The organism is Pseudomonas sp. FP2254, from assembly GCF_030687695.1.
GTDB classification, from domain to species: Bacteria; Pseudomonadota; Gammaproteobacteria; order Pseudomonadales; family Pseudomonadaceae; genus Aquipseudomonas; species Aquipseudomonas quebecensis.
The window spans coordinates 5,278,967-5,296,687 of record NZ_CP117444.1 but is presented as its reverse complement, the minus strand read 5'-3'; the positions used below and the strand labels follow the sequence as shown (position 1 = coordinate 5,296,687).

The window sequence follows — 17,721 nt, the reverse complement described above, 5'->3', positions numbered from 1 at the left end:
CTTAAGCCTTGAGGGTCTTCACACCTTCGGGCGTGCCCAGCAGCAACACATCCGCTGGCCGCGCGGCGAACAGGCCGTTGGTGACTACGCCGACGATGGCGTTGATTCGGGTTTCCAGCTCGACCGGGTTGGTGATCTGCATGTTGAACACATCGAGGATGATGTTGCCGTTGTCGGTCAACACGCCTTCGCGGTACACCGGGTCGCCGCCCAGCTTCACCAGTTCGCGGGCTACGTGGCTGCGGGCCATCGGGATAACTTCCACCGGCAGCGGGAATGTGCCGAGCACCGGCACCAGTTTGCTGGCATCGGCGATGCAGATGAAGGTCTTGGCCACGGCCGCGACGATCTTCTCGCGGGTCAGGGCTGCGCCGCCGCCTTTGATCAGGTGCAGGTGCTCGTCGCTTTCATCGGCGCCATCGATGTAGAACTCCAGGTCGCTCACGGTATTGAGCTCATACACCGGAATGCCGTGGCCCTTGAGGCGCGCGGCGGTGGCTTCGGAGCTGGCCACGGCGCCGTCGAACGCGCCCTTGTGCTGGGCCAGCGCATCGATAAAGCAGTTGGCGGTGGAGCCGGTGCCGATGCCGACGATGCTCTTGTCGTCGAGTTTGGGAAGGATTAAATCGACGGCGGCCTGGGCCACTGCCTGTTTGAGTTGATCCTGGGTCATGCGGGCTCCGGAACGGGCGGGGAGTGATCGAGGGCGGCGAGTATACCCCAACAAAACCTCGGGATTCGTGTGGTCGTACGGCTAAAAGCCGGGTTAGACTCCTTGGCCCTGCCCAACCCGCCCAGTGATGCTTTCCGATGCTTGAACAGTACGTCAAAAAGATCCTCACCTCGCGCGTCTACGACGTGGCCGTAGAAACCCCGTTGCAGACCGCCCGCCAGCTCTCCGAGCGCTTGGGCAACAAGGTCTGGCTCAAGCGGGAAGACTTGCAGCCGGTGTTCTCGTTCAAGATTCGCGGCGCCTACAACAAGCTGACCCAACTGAGCGCCGAAGAACGTGCGCGCGGTGTGGTCACCGCCTCGGCGGGTAACCACGCCCAGGGCCTGGCCCTGGCGGCGAAAGTGCTGGGGGTCAAGGCCACTATCGTGATGCCCAAGACCACCCCGGAGATCAAGGTTGAAGGCGTACGCTCGCGCGGCGGTAAAGTGGTATTGCACGGCGATTCGTTTCCGGAAGCCCTGGCCTATTCGCTCAAGCTGGTCGACGAAAAAGGCTACGTCTACATTCACCCCTACGACGATCCGCACACCATTGCCGGGCAGGGCACCGTGGCGATGGAGATCCTGCGCCAGCACCCTGGCCCGTTGGATGCGATTTTCGTCCCGGTGGGCGGCGGCGGCCTGATCGCCGGTATCGCGGCATACGTGAAATACCTGCGCCCGGAAATCAAGATCATCGGCGTCGAGCCGGACGATTCCAACTGCCTGCAAGCCGCGATGGCAGCGGGCGAGCGCGTGGTGCTGCCGACCGTGGGCCTGTTTGCCGATGGCGTGGCGGTGGCGCAGATCGGTCAGCACACGTTCGAAATCTGCAAGGACTATGTGGATGAAGTGATCACCGTGAGCACTGACGAAATCTGCGCGGCGATCAAGGACATCTACGATGACACCCGCTCCATCACCGAGCCGGCCGGCGCGCTGGGCGTGGCGGGCATCAAGAAATACGTGGAAACCCGTGGCGTCAGTGGCCAGACCCTGGTGGCCATTGATTCCGGCGCCAACGTCAACTTCGACCGCCTGCGTCACGTGGCCGAGCGCGCCGAGTTGGGTGAAGGCCGCGAAGCCATTATCGCCGTGACCATTCCCGAACAGCCGGGCAGCTTCAAGGCGTTCTGCGAGGCCGTGGGCAAGCGCCAGATCACCGAATTCAACTACCGCTACCACACCGGCAGCGAGGCGCACATCTTTGTCGGCGTGCAGACCCACCCGGACAGCGACCCGCGCAGCGCATTGATCGCCAGCCTCACCCAGCAGGGTTTTCCGGTGCTGGACCTGACCGAGAACGAACTGGCCAAGTTGCACATCCGCCATATGGTCGGCGGGCATGCGGCCAAGGTCAGCGACGAAATGGTCCTGCGTTTCGAGTTTCCGGAACGGCCGGGGGCGTTGTTCAACTTTCTCAATAAACTGGGCGGTCGCTGGAACATCTCGATGTTCCACTATCGCAACCATGGCGCGGCCGATGGTCGTGTGGTCGCCGGCCTGCAAGTACCGGCGGACGAACGTCACCTGGTTCCGGCGGCCCTGGCTCAAATCGGCTACCCGTACTGGGATGAAAGCGATAACCCTGCCTACACACTGTTCCTCGGTTGAGCGACTACGCTGATTGGGCGACCTTTAAGGAAGACGATCCATGGATACCCTGATCACCCTCAAGACTGTCCACATCGCCGCCACTGTGGTGCTGCTGCTGTGTGGCCTGGGCCTGGCGCTGCTGGCCTGGCGCAACCGCAGCGCCGGCCCGGCCGTCGTCGTCCGGCGCCCCTGGGCGTTCGTGTGGTTGCTGATGGGAGTCTGCCTGCTCAGCATGCCGTTTACCGGCTGGTGGCTGGTGCACTTGGTGGGCTGGCCACTGGGGCAGACGTGGATACTGGGTTCCAGCCTGCTCTACACCGTGGCGGCGCTGGCCTGGTTCTGGCTGGTGGCGCGCCTCAACCGGCTGCGCAAAGGCGAGGGCGGCAGCCTGAATTTCACCCTGGTGCTGGCGGTGGTCAGCCTGGTGGGGTTTGTGGCGATTGCTGGGTTGATGGGGGCCAAGCCGGTTTAACGCTTGGGCCGTGTCGCCTGCATCGGGGGCAAGCCCCTCCCACACGGACTCGGTCAAATGTGGGAGGGGGCTTGCCCCCGATAAGCACCCTCAGCTACGCAGGGTAATCACCGGCCAACCCCGCTTCTCGGCTTCGGCGCGTAAATTGGGGTCCGGGTCGACCGCCACCGGGTTCGCCACCTGCTCCAACAGCGGCAAGTCGTTCATCGAGTCGCTATAGAAGTAACTGCCTTCCAGGCTATGCCCGGTCTCCTCCAGCCAACGATTCAAACGCGTGACCTTGCCTTCACGGAAACACGGCACGTCCGTGCTGCGTCCGGTATAGCGGCCGTTTTCCATCTCGCATTCAGTGGCGATCAGGGTGTCTACGCCCAGGCGTGCGGCAATCGGCGCGGTGACGAAACGGTTGGTGGCGGTGATGATCACCAGCTTGTCGCCGGCTTCGCGGTGCTTGGCCAGCAGTTCTGAGGCTCGTGGCAGCATGATCGGCTCGATGCAGTCGCGCATATAGTCGTTATGCCATTCGTCCAGCTGGGCCATCTCGGTGCGGCCGAGGATCTCCAGGCAAAAGTTCAGGTAGGCGGCGTTATCCAGGCGGCCGGCCAGGTAATCCTGATAGAACTCGTCGTTGCGGGCCTTATAGGCCACCGCGTCGAGAATCCCGCGTTCGCACAGGTAATCGCCCCACGCATGGTCGCTGTCACCGCCAAGCAGGGTGTTGTCCAAGTCGAATAAAGCCAGGCGCATTGCAGTTACTCGCTGAAATGTCTGTAAAAAGGCGTCCAGAATACGGTCTTTTCACAAGAGTGCACATAAGCTAAGAAGCCTCGTTGCCGCTTGCGCAAGCTTTGTGGAACAATGCGGCGACATGCGTTTGCGAGGTTGTTGCCGTGATCGACCCCGATGGTTTCCGTCCTAATGTCGGGATTATTCTTACGAATGATGCCGGACAGGTGCTATGGGCTCGCCGAATCAACCAAGATGCCTGGCAGTTTCCTCAGGGCGGAATCAACCCCGACGAAACCCCTGAAGACGCCTTGTACCGTGAGTTGAACGAAGAAGTCGGCCTTGAGCGTGAAGATGTGCAGATTTTGGCCTGTACCCGTGGCTGGTTGCGCTATCGTTTGCCGCAACGCCTGGTGCGTACCCACAGCCAACCGCTGTGCATCGGCCAGAAGCAGAAATGGTTTCTCCTGCGCCTGATCTCCAACGAGCAGCGGGTGCGGATGGATTTGACCGGTAAACCGGAGTTCGATGGCTGGCGTTGGGTCAGTTATTGGTACCCGTTGGGCCAGGTGGTGACATTCAAGCGCGAAGTTTATCGTCGCGCTCTCAAAGAGCTTGCCCCGCGCCTTTTAGCGCGCGACTGACGACGGAGTTCGACCCCGAGCCATGCTCAATACGCTGCGCAAGATCGTCCAGGAAGTTAACTCCGCCAAGGATCTCAAGGCGGCGTTGGGGATTATTGTGTTGCGCGTCAAGGAAGCCATGGGCAGCCAGGTCTGCTCGGTTTACCTGCTGGATCCAGAGACCAACCGTTTTGTGCTGATGGCCACCGAGGGCTTGAACAAGCGCTCCATCGGCAAGGTCAGCATGGCGCCCAATGAAGGTCTGGTTGGCCTGGTAGGGACGCGTGAAGAACCCCTGAACCTTGAAAACGCGGCCGATCACCCGCGTTATCGTTACTTTGCCGAAACCGGCGAAGAGCGCTACGCCTCGTTCCTTGGGGCGCCGATCATCCACCACCGCCGCGTTGTCGGCGTGCTGGTCATCCAACAGAAAGAACGCCGCCAGTTCGACGAGGGTGAAGAAGCCTTCCTCGTGACCATGAGCGCGCAACTGGCCGGGGTTATCGCCCACGCCGAGGCCACCGGCTCCATCCGTGGCCTGGGTCGCCAGGGCAAGGGCATCCAGGAAGCCAAGTTCGTCGGCGTGCCGGGTTCGCCAGGCGCCGCCGTGGGTACGGCGGTGGTCATGCTGCCGCCGGCCGATCTCGACGTGGTGCCGGACAAGACCATCAGCGACATCGACGCTGAAATCAAACTGTTCAAGACCGCCCTCGAAGGCGTGCGCGCCGACATGCGCAACCTGTCGAACAAACTGGCCACCCAACTGCGCCCCGAAGAGCGCGCGTTGTTCGAGGTGTACCAGATGATGCTTGACGACGCGTCCCTCGGGAACGAAGTCAAGACTGTGATCAAGACCGGCCAGTGGGCCCAGGGCGCCTTGCGCCAGGTGGTCAGCGATCACGTCAACCGTTTTGAAATGATGGACGACGCCTACCTGCGCGAGCGCGCCTCGGATGTGCGCGATCTGGGTCGCCGTCTGCTGGCCTATCTGCAGGAAGACCGCAGCACCAACCTGGTCTACCCCGACAACACCATCCTGATCAGTGAAGAACTGACCGCCACCATGCTCGGCGAAGTGCCCGAAGGCAAACTGGTGGGCCTGGTGTCGGTACTCGGTTCGGGTAACTCCCACGTCGCGATCCTGGCCCGCGCCATGGGCATTCCGACAGTGATGGGCCTGGTGGACCTGCCGTATTCCAAGGTCGACGGCATCGATATGATCGTCGACGGCCATCGCGGTGAAGTCTTTACCAACCCCAGCGAGGTACTGCGCAAGCAATATGCCGAGGTGGTGGAAGAAGAGAAGCAGCTGGCGCTGGGCCTCGATTCGTTGCGTGAGTTGCCGTGCGTAACACTCGACGGTCACCGCGTGCCGCTGCTGGTCAACACCGGCCTGCTGGCCGATGTGGCCCGCGCGCAGCAGCGAGGCGCCGAAGGCGTGGGCCTGTACCGCACCGAAGTGCCGTTCATGATCAACCAGCGTTTCCCGAGCGAGAAGGAACAGCTGGCGATCTATCGCGAGCAGTTGTCGGCCTTCCACCCGCTGCCGGTGACCATGCGCAGCCTGGACATTGGCGGCGACAAATCGCTGTCGTACTTCCCGATCAAGGAAGACAACCCGTTCCTGGGCTGGCGCGGTATCCGCGTGACCCTCGACCATCCCGAGATTTTCCTGGTACAGACCCGCGCCATGCTCAAGGCCAGCGAGGGCCTGAACAACCTGCGCATCCTGTTGCCGATGATTTCCGGCACCCATGAGCTGGAAGAAGCGTTGCACCTGATCCACCGGGCCTGGGGTGAAGTGCGCGACGAAGGCGCCGACGTGCCGATGCCGCCGATTGGGGTGATGATCGAAATCCCGGCGGCCGTATACCAGGCCAAGGAGCTGGCGCGGCAGGTGGACTTCCTGTCGGTGGGTTCCAACGACCTGACTCAGTACTTGCTGGCCGTGGACCGCAACAACCCCCGGGTGGCCGACCTGTACGACTACCTGCACCCGGCGGTGCTGCAAGCCCTGCAACATGTGGTGCGCGACGCCCACGCCGAAGGCAAACCGGTGAGTATCTGCGGTGAAATGGCCGGCGACCCGGCGGCGGCGGTGTTGTTGATGGCGATGGGCTTTGACAGTCTGTCGATGAACGCCACCAACCTGCCGAAAGTGAAGTGGCTGCTGCGCCAGGTCAACCTGAGCATGGCCAAGGATCTGCTGGCGGAGGTGATGACCATCGACAACCCGCAAGTTATCCACAGCTCGCTGCAATTGGCCCTGAAAAACCTGGGCCTGACGCGGATGATCAATCCGGCGTCTGCCAAGACCTTGTAACTGATCGTTCCCACGCAAAACGTGGGAAAGATCATGCCGCTAAATTCTGAGCTCTACTTCACCCAGTCGCCCACCCAGCGGCCCAAAACTACGCTCCACCATCCGCCGCGTCCCATCGGCATTCACAATCAGCGCCGTACTGGCTCGGGTCCCATAAGCAGGGCTGGCGATAAACACGCTGGATAACAGGCTTTCAGTCGCCAACCCCACGCCGGTATCCGGTAACTCGGCAAACGGCGCCGTCTGCGGGTCGCTTAAAATCCCCAGCAACGTTTCCGGCTGCGGGTCTGCCAACACCTCGCTCAACGCCGCCTTGGCCTTGAGCAACTTCGGCCACGGTGTATCCAGCCCGGCATTTGAAAGCCCATAGACCCCGACTTTCAGTTGCGTTGGCTCAGTGTGGTTGGCGTTGTAATGCCACAACTCATCCCGCGTGCCCACCAGCAGGTTAAACCCGGCGTATTCAATCGATCTGCCGTTAACATCGGCCAAATATTCATCAATCGGTAGCGAACCACTGAGAAACCGCGCCACCAGTTCCCCACGGGACCTGCGTGCGGGCGGCTGGTACGGGTCGCGAATATTGGTCAGGGCCGCAAACCGGCCTTCGGCGCTGATCCCCAGCCAGGTGCCGCCGGCTTCCTGATCGCGGCCGGCGTACACATGGGGCATATCCGGCCACTGCGCCAGCGGCAGCGTGGGGCGGGCATAGAACTCATCACGGTTGGCCGCGACGATCAACGGCTGGGCGTGGCCCGGCCGCCAGGCGAAAACAATCAGGCACATCAGGCGATCCCTTTTGTGTTTTTGTCACTCTACTGACTCAAGCAGAGGCGTTCCATCGTATCCAGTTGGGTCGCATGCCTTCCATCCGTTAACATGCCGGACTTGTTTCGAGGGCTCCCATGGAATTTCTACTGTATCTGGTGCTCGGCGCCTGTGCGGGTGTGCTCGCCGGGCTGTTCGGCGTGGGAGGCGGGATCATCATCGTGCCGGTGCTGGTGTTCAGCTTCACCTTGCAGGGCTTCGACCCGCAGGTACTGACGCACCTGGCCGTGGGCACGTCCCTGGCGACCATCATCTTTACCTCGGTCAACGCTGTGCGCGAGCACCATCGGCGTGGCGCGGTGCGCTGGCCGATCTTCGTGTGGATGACCGTGGGCATCCTGATCGGCGCCGGCTTCGGTGCGCTGACCGCCGAAGCGATCTCCGGGCCGCACCTGCAGAAGATCATCGGCGTATTTGCCCTGCTGGTGGCACTGCAACTGGCCCTGGACATGAAGCCGAAGGCCAGTCGAACGGTGCCGGGCAAGGTTGGGCTGACCCTCGCCGGCACTGTTATTGGCTGGGCCTCGGCGATTTTCGGAATTGGCGGCGGCTCGCTGACCGTGCCGTTTCTGACCTGGCGCAGCGTGCCGATGCAGCAGGCGGTAGCTACTTCGTCGGCCTGCGGCCTGCCGATTGCGCTGGCCAGTGCATTAAGTTTCATGATTCTGGGCTGGCACGACCCGCTGTTGCCCGCTCATAGTCTGGGCTTCGTGTATTTGCCGGCGCTGTTGGGCATTGCCCTGACGAGCATGGTATTTGCGCGCTTCGGTGCACGGTTGGCGCATCGCTTGTCGCCGCGTTTGCTCAAGCGTCTGTTCGCCGGTTTGCTGTTTTGTGTCGGTTTGAATTTTTTGCTGTAACGCACGCTTAATCGCGTCCGGGCATGGTCCGGTCGCCATAACGAATGATTTAACGAGGAGTCGCAATGCTGCCTTACCCGCAGATCGACCCGGTGGCCCTGGCCATCGGTCCGCTGAAAATCCACTGGTACGGCTTGATGTACCTGATCGGCATCGGCGGCGCCTGGCTGCTGGCGTCCCGGCGCCTGAACCGTTTCGACCCGACCTGGACCAAGGAGAAGCTCTCCGACATGGTGTTCTGGTTGTCGATGGGGGTGATCGTCGGCGGGCGCCTGGGGTATGTGCTGTTTTACGATCTCTCGGCGTACATCGCCAACCCAATGCTGATCTTCGAGGTGTGGAAGGGTGGCATGGCGTTCCACGGCGGCTTCATCGGTGTGATGATCGCCGCCTGGTGGTTTGGCCGTCGCAACGGCAAGTCGTTCTTCGAACTGATGGACTTCGTCGCGCCGCTGGTGCCGATCGGCCTGGGCGCCGGGCGTATCGGTAACTTCATCAATGCCGAGTTGTGGGGCAAGCCGACCGACGTGCCGTGGGCCATGGTGTTCCCGCCGTTCAGCGACCCTGCCCAGTTGCCGCGCCATCCGTCGCAGCTGTACCAGTTCGCCCTGGAAGGTGTGGCACTGTTCCTCATTCTGTATATCTTCTCGCGCAAACCGCGCCCGACCATGGCCGTGTCCGGCATGTTCGCGCTGTTCTACGGGATCTTCCGGTTCATCGTCGAATTCGTACGGGTGCCGGATGCGCAGCTGGGTTACCTGGCGTGGGGCTGGCTGACCATGGGGCAGGTGCTCAGCATGCCGATGATTCTCGTCGGTCTTGGCCTGTTGTGGTGGGCGTATAACCGTCCGCAACCGCTGAAGAACACCGCGCTTTAAATTCGAATGCCTGGGCTCGACCGCGAAGAGCCCAGGCTTCAACGATACGGGTACCCACATGAAGCAATACCTCGAACTACTGAACGACGTCGTGACCAATGGCCTGACCAAGGGCGACCGTACCGGCACCGGCACCAAGGCCGTGTTCGCCCGGCAGTTTCGGCACAACCTGGCCGACGGTTTCCCGCTGTTGACCACCAAGAAGCTGCACTTCAAGAGCATCGCCAACGAGCTGATCTGGATGTTGAGCGGTAACACCAACATCAAGTGGCTCAACGAAAACGGCGTGCGCATCTGGGACGAATGGGCCACCGAAGACGGCGACCTAGGCCCGGTCTACGGCGAGCAGTGGACCGCCTGGCCGACCAAGGACGGCGGTACGATCAACCAGATCGACTACATGGTGCACACGCTCAAGACCAACCCCAATAGCCGCCGTATCCTGTTCCATGGCTGGAACGTCGAGTACCTGCCTGACGAAACCCAAAGCCCCCAGGAGAACGCGCGCAACGGCAAACAGGCCCTGCCGCCGTGCCACCTGCTGTACCAGGCATTCGTGCATGACGGCCACCTGTCGATGCAGTTGTATATCCGCAGCTCCGACGTATTCCTCGGCCTGCCGTACAACACCGCCGCGCTGGCGCTGCTGACCCATATGCTGGCTCAACAGTGTGACCTGATTCCCCACGAGATCATCGTCACCACCGGCGACACCCATGCCTATAGCAACCATATGGAACAGATCCGGACCCAACTGGCGCGTACGCCGAAGAAGCTGCCGGAGCTGGTGATCAAGCGTAAGCCCGAATCGATCTACGACTATAAATTCGAAGACTTCGAAATCGTAGGCTACGAGGCCGATCCGAGCATTAAGGCCGACGTGGCTATCTAGAGCCTGACGCTGTCCAATGTGGGAGAGGCTTGCCCTCCCACAGTTGAACAGTGTTCGCTTGAGTCAGTGCCCGTGGCTCCTGCCTACGTGTGAGGGCTCGGCCTCGCTGGGGGCCACCCCGCCGTTGACCTCCAATCGCTGCAAAATCCCGCAGTGATCCCCACCCCCACACCGCTGGCGCAGATCCAGCAATTGCTCCTGCAAGGCCAGCAACCCATCGATGCGTGCTTTCACATGCTGGATATGCTCGTCGATCAACGCATTGACGCTTTCGCACTGGTCCTGGGGGCTATCGCGCAGGCTGAGCAGGCTGCGGATTTCTTCCAGGGTCATGTCGAGGCTGCGGCAGTTGCGAATAAAGATCAGCCGCTCTGTGTGCGCCTGGGTGTACACGCGGTAGTTGGCGTTGGTACGTGCCGGGGGCGGCAGCAGGCCTTCCTTCTCGTAGTAACGGATGGTTTCCACCGGGCAGTCGGTAAGTTTCGCCAGTTCGCCGATCTTCATTGGCGCAATCTCCAAAATGGATGCTTGACCCTATAGTGGCTACAGGGTCTTTACTTGGCAACAGGCACCTTACGGACGCGACCTGATGAGCGATTCCATTCACACCCCACATAAACACGACCATGACCATGACCATGGCGAGCAGAAGCTGACGCCCGTGCATAACCACGGGCATGGCGGCTCCTGCTGCTCCGCCACCCCGGCCCCTGCGGTGGTGCAACTGAGTGAAGCACCCACCGCCGGCGCGCACCTGAGCACCTTCCGTATCAAGGCCATGGACTGCCCCACCGAGCAAACGCTGATCCAGAACAAACTGGGCAAGCTCGCCGGTGTGCAGCAGCTGGAATTCAACCTGATCAACCGTATCCTCGGCGTCACCCATGACCTGCCGAGCACCGCGCCGATCATTGACGCGATCAAATCCCTTGGCATGCAGGCCGACCCCATCGAAGAGGGCGTGCCTGCCGCTGCCCCCCCGGCCAAGAAGCATTGGTGGCCGCTGGCCGTGTCGGGTCTTGGGGCGTTGGGCGCCGAAGTGCTGCACTTCACTAATGCCGCGCCGACCTGGGTGATTGCCCTGGTGGCGCTGGTGTCGATCTTCAGCGGCGGCCTCGGCACCTATAAAAAGGGCTGGATCGCCTTGAAAAACCTCAACCTGAATATCAACGCCCTGATGAGCATCGCCGTCACCGGCGCGGTACTGATTGGCCAGTGGCCGGAAGCGGCCATGGTGATGTTCCTGTTTACCGTGGCCGAACTGATCGAGGCGAAGTCCCTGGATCGCGCGCGCAACGCCATCAGCGGTTTGATGCAGATGACCCCGGAACGGGCCACCGTGCAGCAGTCTGACGGCAGTTGGACCGAACAGGAGGTGAAAAGTATCGAACTGGGCGCTGTCGTGCGGGTTAAGCCCGGCGAGCGTATCGGCCTGGACGGTGAAGTCACTGCGGGTCAATCCACTATCGATCAGGCGCCGATTACCGGTGAAAGCCTGCCGATTGAAAAGACCGTGGGCGATAAAGTCTTCGCCGGCACCATCAACCAGGCAGGCTCTCTGGAGTACAAGGTCACGGCGGCAGCCAACAACTCCACCCTGGCGCGGATCATCCACGCGGTGGAGCAGGCCCAGGGCGCACGGGCGCCGACGCAGCGCTTTGTGGACCGCTTTTCGAAGCTCTACACCCCGGCTGTGTTCCTGTTTGCCCTCGGTGTGGCGGTGATTCCTCCACTGTTCATGGCCGGCGTCTGGTTCGACTGGATCTACCGCGCGCTGGTGCTGCTGGTGGTCGCGTGCCCGTGTGCGTTGGTGATCTCCACGCCGGTGACCATCGTCAGCGGCCTGGCCGCTGCGGCGCGCAAAGGCATCCTGATCAAGGGCGGCGTGTACCTGGAGGGTGGTTACAAACTTGATTACCTGGCCCTCGACAAGACCGGCACGATCACCCACGGCAAACCGGTGCAAACCGACTACCTGGCGCTGTTCCCAACCCTCGAGGACAGCGCGCCGGCCCTGGCCGCCAGCCTGGCGGGGCGTTCCGATCACCCAGTGTCCCTAGCGATCGCCAACGCGGCTGTGGATAAAAACCTGCCGACCCATGTTGTGGATAACTTCGAGGCCTTGGCCGGCCGGGGTGTGCGCGGGGACATCAATGGCCAAACCTACCACCTGGGCAACCACCGCCTGGTGGAAGACCTTGGCCTGTGTTCGCCGCAGTTGGAAGAAAAGCTGTTTGCCCTGGAAAAACAAGGCAAGTCCGTGGTGCTGCTGCTCGATAAATCCGGCCCGCTGGCACTGTTCGCGGTGGCCGACACGGTCAAGGACAGCAGCCGTGAAGCCATCGAGCAGTTGCATGAATTGGGCATCAAGACCCTGATGCTCACCGGCGACAACACCCACACCGCCCAGGCAATCGCTGCGCAGGTGGGCATCGATCAGGCCCAGGGCGACCTGTTGCCCACCGACAAACTTCACGCCATCGAAACCCTCTACGCCCAGGGCCGTCGAGTGGGCATGGTCGGCGACGGCATCAACGACGCCCCGGCCCTGGCGCGCGCCGAGATCGGCTTTGCCATGGCCGCCGCCGGCACCGACACTGCCATCGAGACCGCCGACGTGGCCTTGATGGATGACGATTTGCGCAAGATTCCGGCATTCATTCGGTTGTCGCGACAAACGTCGAGTATCCTCAAGCAGAACATCGCCCTGGCGTTGGTGATCAAGGCGATCTTCCTCGCGGTGACGTTCATGGGTATGGCCACCATGTGGATGGCGGTGTTCGCCGACATGGGCGTAAGCCTGCTGGTGGTGTTCAATGGCCTGCGCCTGTTGCGCAAATAGACAAGAGAGGGTGGTGTGCTGAGTGCCGAGCTGAAGGCGTTTTTTATGGTCGCCCGCCTGGGCAGCATCACCCAGGCGGCGAAAAAACTCGGCCTGAGCCAGCCCACGGTCACTACCCAGATCCGCAACCTGGAAAGCCAATACGGCGTCGAGCTGTTCTATCGCGGCGGGCGCCGCCTCACCGTCAGCGACGAAGGCGCGCGGTTGCTGCCGATGGTCAAGACGCTGTTGCAGCAGGAAGCCGATATCGAGTTTTTCCTGCGTAACAATGGTCAGGTCCAGGGCGCCCTGCGTATTGCCGCGACGGCACCTTATTACATCCTTGATCTGGTCAAAGCGTTCCGCGAACGCCTGCCGCAGGTGGAGGTGTCGGTGGAAATCGGCAACTCGCAGCAAGTGCTCGAAGCGCTGGATGATTACCGCGTCGATGTGGCGGCGTCCTCACAGCTGCTCGACGACCCACGTCTGATCCGCCGCGTCCTCGGCACCGATCCGCTGGTACTGGCGGTGCATCGCAACCACCCCCTGGCCAAACTCGATCATGTGCCGTTGAGCGCGCTCGCCGGACACACGCTGTTGATGCGCGAGGTGGGTTCCACCACGCGGCGCCTGACCGAAGACATGCTGCGCGGGGTTGGGGTGAGCTACGGCCCGCTGCTGGAAATCGGCAGCCGCGAATCGATCCGCGAGGCGGTGCTGCGCAATATCGGCATCAGCATCATCGCCCGCCAGGAAGTGCCCCATGACCCGCAGTTGAAGGTGCTGACCCTCGAGCATGCGCCGCAGATTCCGGAGTATCTGTACTGCCTCAAAGAACGAAAAGGCGCTCGCCTGCCGGCGGCGTTTTTGGGGTTGGCGCAGGAGATGTCGCCGATCTGAAGCCTTGTAGTGGCTCTGGGGGGCAATCGGGGGCAAGCCCCCTCCCACAGTTGAATTGTGAACGGCTTCAAGTATGGGAGGGGGCTTGCCCCCGATTGGCGATATGCGTCCTACACAAATCTGCGAATACCACTATCGCCGCGCTTTGCCTTCCTGCCACAAGAGCGACGCATTGCCTGCCTAGCATGGCCTTCATCCGTTTGATGAGGTGCCACCATGAACACAGCCCTGAGCCAACCCGGCGCGCCCATGAAGGTGCGCGGCATCCAGAAGCGCTTCGGCGCCTTTACGGCGTTGGACAACGTCTCCCTGGATGTCGCCGCCGGCGAGCTGGTGTGCCTGCTGGGCCCGTCCGGCTGCGGCAAGACCACCTTGTTGCGCTGCATCGCCGGCCTGGAGCGCCAGGACAGTGGCGAGCTTTACCTGGGCGGCCGTGACGTCTCCGTGCTGCCGCCCCAGGCGCGGGACTACGGCATTCTGTTCCAGTCCTACGCGCTGTTTCCCAACCTGACCGTCGAAGCGAACATCGGCTACGGCCTCACCGGCAGCGGCCGCGACGAAGTGCGCCAGCGCGTCGGTCAGATGCTGGAGCTGGTGGGCCTGCTCGGCAGCGAAAAGAAGTACCCCGGCCAGCTTTCCGGCGGCCAGCAACAACGGGTCGCCCTGGCCCGTGCCCTGGCGCCGGCGCCGTCGCTGCTGTTGCTGGATGAGCCGATGTCGGCCCTCGACGCCCGGGTGCGCGAGCACTTGTGCACCGAACTGCGCCAACTGCAACGGCGCTTGGGCATCACCACGCTGATGGTGACCCACAACCAGGACGAAGCCATGTTGATGGCCGATCGCATCGCCGTGATGCACAACGGTAAGGTCGAGCAATACGCCACGCCCCAGGAAATCTATGACCGTCCGGCCACGCCGTTCGTGGCGGAGTTTGTCGGCCAGGGCAACTGGCTGCCGTTCAGTCGTAACAGCATCAGCCATGCCCAGGTCGGCGGGCTGACTATGCGCCTGGCCGATGATGCCGGTAGAGCCAAGTCCGGTCGCCTGTTCTGTCGCCCGGAAGCGATCAGCGTCAACCCTCCCGTGCACGAGGAGAACCTGTTCCCGGCCAAGGTCCGCGAAATCACCTTTCTGGGCAACCGATGCCGCATGAGTTTTGAACTGGAGCACTTGCCCGGTCATCCGCTGCTGGCCGAACTCGCCCCCGAAGCCATGCCGCGCCTGGGTGCCCAGGACATCTGGGTAGCCTTGCCGCCGCGCAGCCTGCAGGTGTTTGCCTGAGATGGCCGTGGTGATGAGTGTGCCTGCAACGCGTCAGGTTTCCCGTGCCGACTGGGGCGACCGCCTGTTTGTGGTCGGCGGCAAATGGCTGTGGCTGGGCCTGCTGAGCATCGCGGTGTTGATGCCGTTGCTGGCAATCTTTTGGCGTGGTTTCAGCAGCGAGGCCGGGCAGGGCGGCGGTTTTGTCGCTGCACGTGAACTGGCGACCAGCGCCAACTTCCACTGGTTGTTGGGCAATAGCCTGAAAGTCTCGCTCAGCGTGGCGGCCATCGTCGTACCGCTGGCCTACCTGTTTGCCTACGCGCTGCAACGTACATTGATTCCCGGCAAAGCGATCTGGCGCGGCCTGTCATTGCTGCCATTGATGGCGCCCTCGATGTTGCCGGGCATCGCGCTGGTATACCTGTTCGGCAACCAGGGTCTGCTGCGCGGGATGCTCGCGGATAATATCTACGGCTTCTGGGGCATCGTGCTCGGCGAAGTGATCTACACCTTCCCACACGCGCTGATGATTTTGCTGTCGGCGCTCTCGCTGGCGGATGCGCGCCTGTTCGATGCCGCATCGAGTATGGGTGCCAGCCCGGCCCGGGCGTTTCGCAGCATTACCTGGCCGGCCACGCGCCAGGCCGTGTTCGCCGCGTTCTGCCTGGTGTTCACCCTGACCATCACCGATTTCGGCGTGCCTGTGGTGGTTGGCGGCGATTATCAGGTACTGGCGCTGGAGGCGTACAAGGCGGTGGTCGGCCAGCAGCAGTTCGGTCGCGGTGCGTTGATCGGCATGGTCCTGCTCCTGCCGGCGCTGTTCAGCTTCGCTGTGGACGGCTGGCTGCGCCGTCGTCACGGCGATGCCATGAGCGGTCGCGCCCAAGTCTTTCGTCCGGCGCCGTCGCGCTTGAGAGACGCCTGCTACCTGGTCATCGTGCTGCTGATCTGCGCGCTGTTGCTGCTGGTATTTGGCATGGCGGTGTATTCCTCGCTGGTGAAGTTCTGGCCGTACAACCTGTCGCTGTCCCTCGCTCATTACCAGTTCGAGGACACCGCCGGCGGTGGTTGGCTGGCGTATCGCAACAGCCTGACCCTGGCGCTGTGTACGGCATTGATCGGCAGCGTGCTGATTTTCACCGGTGCCTACCTGATGGAAAAGACCAAGGGCCAGAAGCACCTCAATCTGACGTTGCGCATGCTCAGTTTCATTCCGATGGCGGTGCCGGGGTTGGTGCTGGGTTTGGGCTACGTGTTCTTTTTCAACCTCAACGGCAACCCGCTGCATGTGTTCTACGGGACCATGACCCTGTTGGTGGTGTGCACCATTGCTCACTATTTGACCACCGCACAGATGACCGCTACTACCGCGCTGCGCCAGTTGGACGCTGAGTTTGAAGCCGCCGCGCTGTCGCTCAAGGCGCCGCTGTATCGCCATTACTTGAAAGTCACGGTACCGATCTGCCTGCCGGCGCTGCTGGACATCCTGCGCTATTTATTCGTGTCGGCGATGACCACCGTGTCCGCCGCGATCTTCCTCTACAGCCCCGACACCATTCTCGCCGCCGTTGCCGTGTTGAACATGGACGACGCCGGCAATGTAGGCGGCGCGGCGGCCATGTCCACTTTGATCCTGTTCACCTCGGGCGGCGTCTCGCTGCTGCTGGCGTGGGCGTCACGCGGCGCCTTGCGTCGCTCCCAAGCCTGGCGCCAGACCGCGCCCGGCCAATAAACAACCCTGAAGGAGGTTCCTTATGTTCAAGCCCCTGGCGCTGGTCGCTGCCGTACTCACCGCATTCAGCCTGAATGCCTTCGCCAAGACCGACCTCACCGTGTACACGGCCCTCGAAGCCGAACAGTTGAAGACCTATAAAAAAGCCTTCGAGCAGGCCAACCCCGATATCGAGATCAAATGGGTACGCGACTCCACCGGGATCATCACCGCCAAGCTGCTGGCCGAAAAAGATCGCCCGCAGGCTGACGTGGTGTGGGGCCTGGCCGCCTCGAGCCTGGCGATCCTCGAGCAGCAGGGCATGCTGGACAACTATGCGCCGAAGGATTTGGACAAGATCGGCAAGAATTACCGCGACCCTGCCAATCCGCCCGCGTGGGTCGGCATGGACGTCTGGGCCGCGACGATCTGTTTCAATACCGTCGAAGCCGAGAAGCAGGGCCTGACCAAACCGGTGAGCTGGCAGGACCTGACCAAACCTGAATACAAGGGCAAGATCGTGATGCCCAACCCGGCGTCGTCCGGCACCGGTTTCCTTGACGTGAGTGCCTGGTTGCAGACCTTCGGCGAGAAGCAGGGCTGGCAGTACATGGATGACCTGCACCAGAACATCGGCCAGTACGTCCACTCCGGTTCCAAGCCGTGCAAGTTGGCGGCTTCCGGTGAATTCCCGATCGGTATTTCGTTTGAGTACCCGGCGGTCCAGCTCAAACGCCAAGGGGCGCCGCTGGACATCATCCTGCCCAAAGAAGGCCTGGGCTGGGACATCGAAGCCACCGCCGTGATGAAAGGCACCGCCCACGCCGATGCGGCGAAAAAACTCGCCGACTTCTCCGCCAGCCCCGCAGCCATGGAGCTGTACAAGGACAACTTTGCGGTACTCGCCCAGCCAGGTATCGCCAAGCCGCAGACCGAGTTGCCGGCCGACTACGAGCAACGCTTGATCAAGAACGACTTCGCCTGGGCCTCGAAAAACCGCGACAGCATCCTGACCGAATGGCGCAAGCGCTATGACGGTAAGTCGGAGAAGGTCGCCGGTCAGTAATGATCGTTCCCACGCTCCGCGTGGGAATGCTGCCCTGGACGCTCCGCGTCC

Annotated in this window: 16 protein-coding genes; 12 read left to right on the top strand and 4 right to left on the bottom strand. The window is 62.1% G+C overall.

All coding sequences use genetic code 11. The features are described 5' to 3' along the window. Position 1: 1 nt before the first annotated feature. Positions 2-673, bottom strand: a complete 672-nt coding sequence (rpiA, locus tag PSH94_RS24465) for a ribose-5-phosphate isomerase RpiA (RefSeq protein WP_305435949.1) — start codon at positions 671-673, stop codon at positions 2-4. A gap of 137 nt (positions 674-810) precedes the next feature. Here rpiA and ilvA point away from each other — a divergent pair, with 137 nt between their 5' ends. Further along, positions 811-2,325, top strand: a complete 1,515-nt coding sequence (ilvA, locus tag PSH94_RS24460) for a threonine ammonia-lyase, biosynthetic (protein ID WP_181076457.1) — start codon at positions 811-813, stop codon at positions 2,323-2,325. A 40-nt stretch (positions 2,326-2,365) separates the two neighbouring features. Next, positions 2,366-2,779: a DUF2269 family protein gene (locus PSH94_RS24455; RefSeq protein WP_181076459.1), complete on the top strand. Its 414-nt coding sequence runs from the start codon at positions 2,366-2,368 to the stop codon at positions 2,777-2,779. A 90-nt stretch (positions 2,780-2,869) separates the two neighbouring features. On the opposite strand, the gene PSH94_RS24450 is transcribed toward PSH94_RS24455, so the two are convergent. Then, complete coding sequence (locus PSH94_RS24450) at positions 2,870-3,526, bottom strand: HAD family phosphatase (protein WP_305435948.1); 657 nt, start codon at positions 3,524-3,526, stop codon at positions 2,870-2,872. Between the two features lie 143 nt (positions 3,527-3,669). Here PSH94_RS24450 and PSH94_RS24445 point away from each other — a divergent pair, with 143 nt between their 5' ends. Further along, the gene (locus PSH94_RS24445) at positions 3,670-4,149 is read left to right on the top strand and encodes an RNA pyrophosphohydrolase (protein WP_003176750.1); all 480 of its coding nucleotides are present in this window, start codon (positions 3,670-3,672) and stop codon (positions 4,147-4,149) included. Positions 4,150-4,171: 22 nt separating this feature from the next. Then, positions 4,172-6,451, top strand: coding sequence for a phosphoenolpyruvate--protein phosphotransferase (gene ptsP, locus PSH94_RS24440; protein ID WP_181076462.1), 2,280 nt, complete (start codon positions 4,172-4,174; stop codon positions 6,449-6,451). A 39-nt stretch (positions 6,452-6,490) separates the two neighbouring features. On the opposite strand, the gene PSH94_RS24435 is transcribed toward ptsP, so the two are convergent. Next, complete coding sequence (locus tag PSH94_RS24435) at positions 6,491-7,237, bottom strand: NRDE family protein (protein WP_285428510.1); 747 nt, start codon at positions 7,235-7,237, stop codon at positions 6,491-6,493. A gap of 119 nt (positions 7,238-7,356) precedes the next feature. Between PSH94_RS24435 and PSH94_RS24430 the strand changes: the two genes are divergently transcribed. The 3 genes from PSH94_RS24430 (at position 7,357) to PSH94_RS24420 (ending at position 9,909) form a co-directional block, all read left to right on the top strand. Next, the gene (locus tag PSH94_RS24430) at positions 7,357-8,139 is read left to right on the top strand and encodes a sulfite exporter TauE/SafE family protein (protein ID WP_181076465.1); all 783 of its coding nucleotides are present in this window, start codon (positions 7,357-7,359) and stop codon (positions 8,137-8,139) included. A gap of 65 nt (positions 8,140-8,204) precedes the next feature. Then, complete coding sequence (gene lgt / locus PSH94_RS24425; protein WP_181076467.1) at positions 8,205-9,017, top strand: prolipoprotein diacylglyceryl transferase; 813 nt, start codon at positions 8,205-8,207, stop codon at positions 9,015-9,017. 58 nt (positions 9,018-9,075) lie between these two features. Continuing rightward, the gene (locus PSH94_RS24420; protein ID WP_181076469.1) at positions 9,076-9,909 is read left to right on the top strand and encodes a thymidylate synthase; all 834 of its coding nucleotides are present in this window, start codon (positions 9,076-9,078) and stop codon (positions 9,907-9,909) included. A 63-nt stretch (positions 9,910-9,972) separates the two neighbouring features. Here the strand turns inward: PSH94_RS24420 and cadR are convergent, their stop codons facing one another. Next, positions 9,973-10,413, bottom strand: coding sequence for a Cd(II)/Pb(II)-responsive transcriptional regulator (gene cadR / locus PSH94_RS24415; protein ID WP_305435947.1), 441 nt, complete (start codon positions 10,411-10,413; stop codon positions 9,973-9,975). A gap of 85 nt (positions 10,414-10,498) precedes the next feature. Between cadR and PSH94_RS24410 the strand changes: the two genes are divergently transcribed. The 5 genes from PSH94_RS24410 to PSH94_RS24390 all read left to right on the top strand — a co-directional run bounded on the left by PSH94_RS24410 (position 10,499) and on the right by PSH94_RS24390 (position 17,670). Further along, the gene (locus tag PSH94_RS24410) at positions 10,499-12,751 is read left to right on the top strand and encodes a heavy metal translocating P-type ATPase (protein ID WP_305435946.1); all 2,253 of its coding nucleotides are present in this window, start codon (positions 10,499-10,501) and stop codon (positions 12,749-12,751) included. 15 nt (positions 12,752-12,766) lie between these two features. Beyond that, positions 12,767-13,630 (top strand): LysR family transcriptional regulator, encoded by an 864-nt coding sequence (locus PSH94_RS24405; protein WP_305435945.1) that lies wholly within the window; start codon positions 12,767-12,769, stop codon positions 13,628-13,630. A 216-nt stretch (positions 13,631-13,846) separates the two neighbouring features. Next, on the top strand, positions 13,847-14,911 hold the full coding sequence (locus PSH94_RS24400; protein WP_305435944.1) for a putative 2-aminoethylphosphonate ABC transporter ATP-binding protein: 1,065 nt from the start codon (positions 13,847-13,849) through the stop codon (positions 14,909-14,911). Between the two features lies 1 nt (position 14,912). Beyond that, positions 14,913-16,625: a putative 2-aminoethylphosphonate ABC transporter permease subunit gene (locus PSH94_RS24395; RefSeq protein WP_305435943.1), complete on the top strand. Its 1,713-nt coding sequence runs from the start codon at positions 14,913-14,915 to the stop codon at positions 16,623-16,625. Positions 16,626-16,647: 22 nt separating this feature from the next. Next, positions 16,648-17,670 (top strand): putative 2-aminoethylphosphonate ABC transporter substrate-binding protein, encoded by a 1,023-nt coding sequence (locus tag PSH94_RS24390; RefSeq protein WP_253509723.1) that lies wholly within the window; start codon positions 16,648-16,650, stop codon positions 17,668-17,670. Positions 17,671-17,721 lie beyond the last annotated feature (51 nt).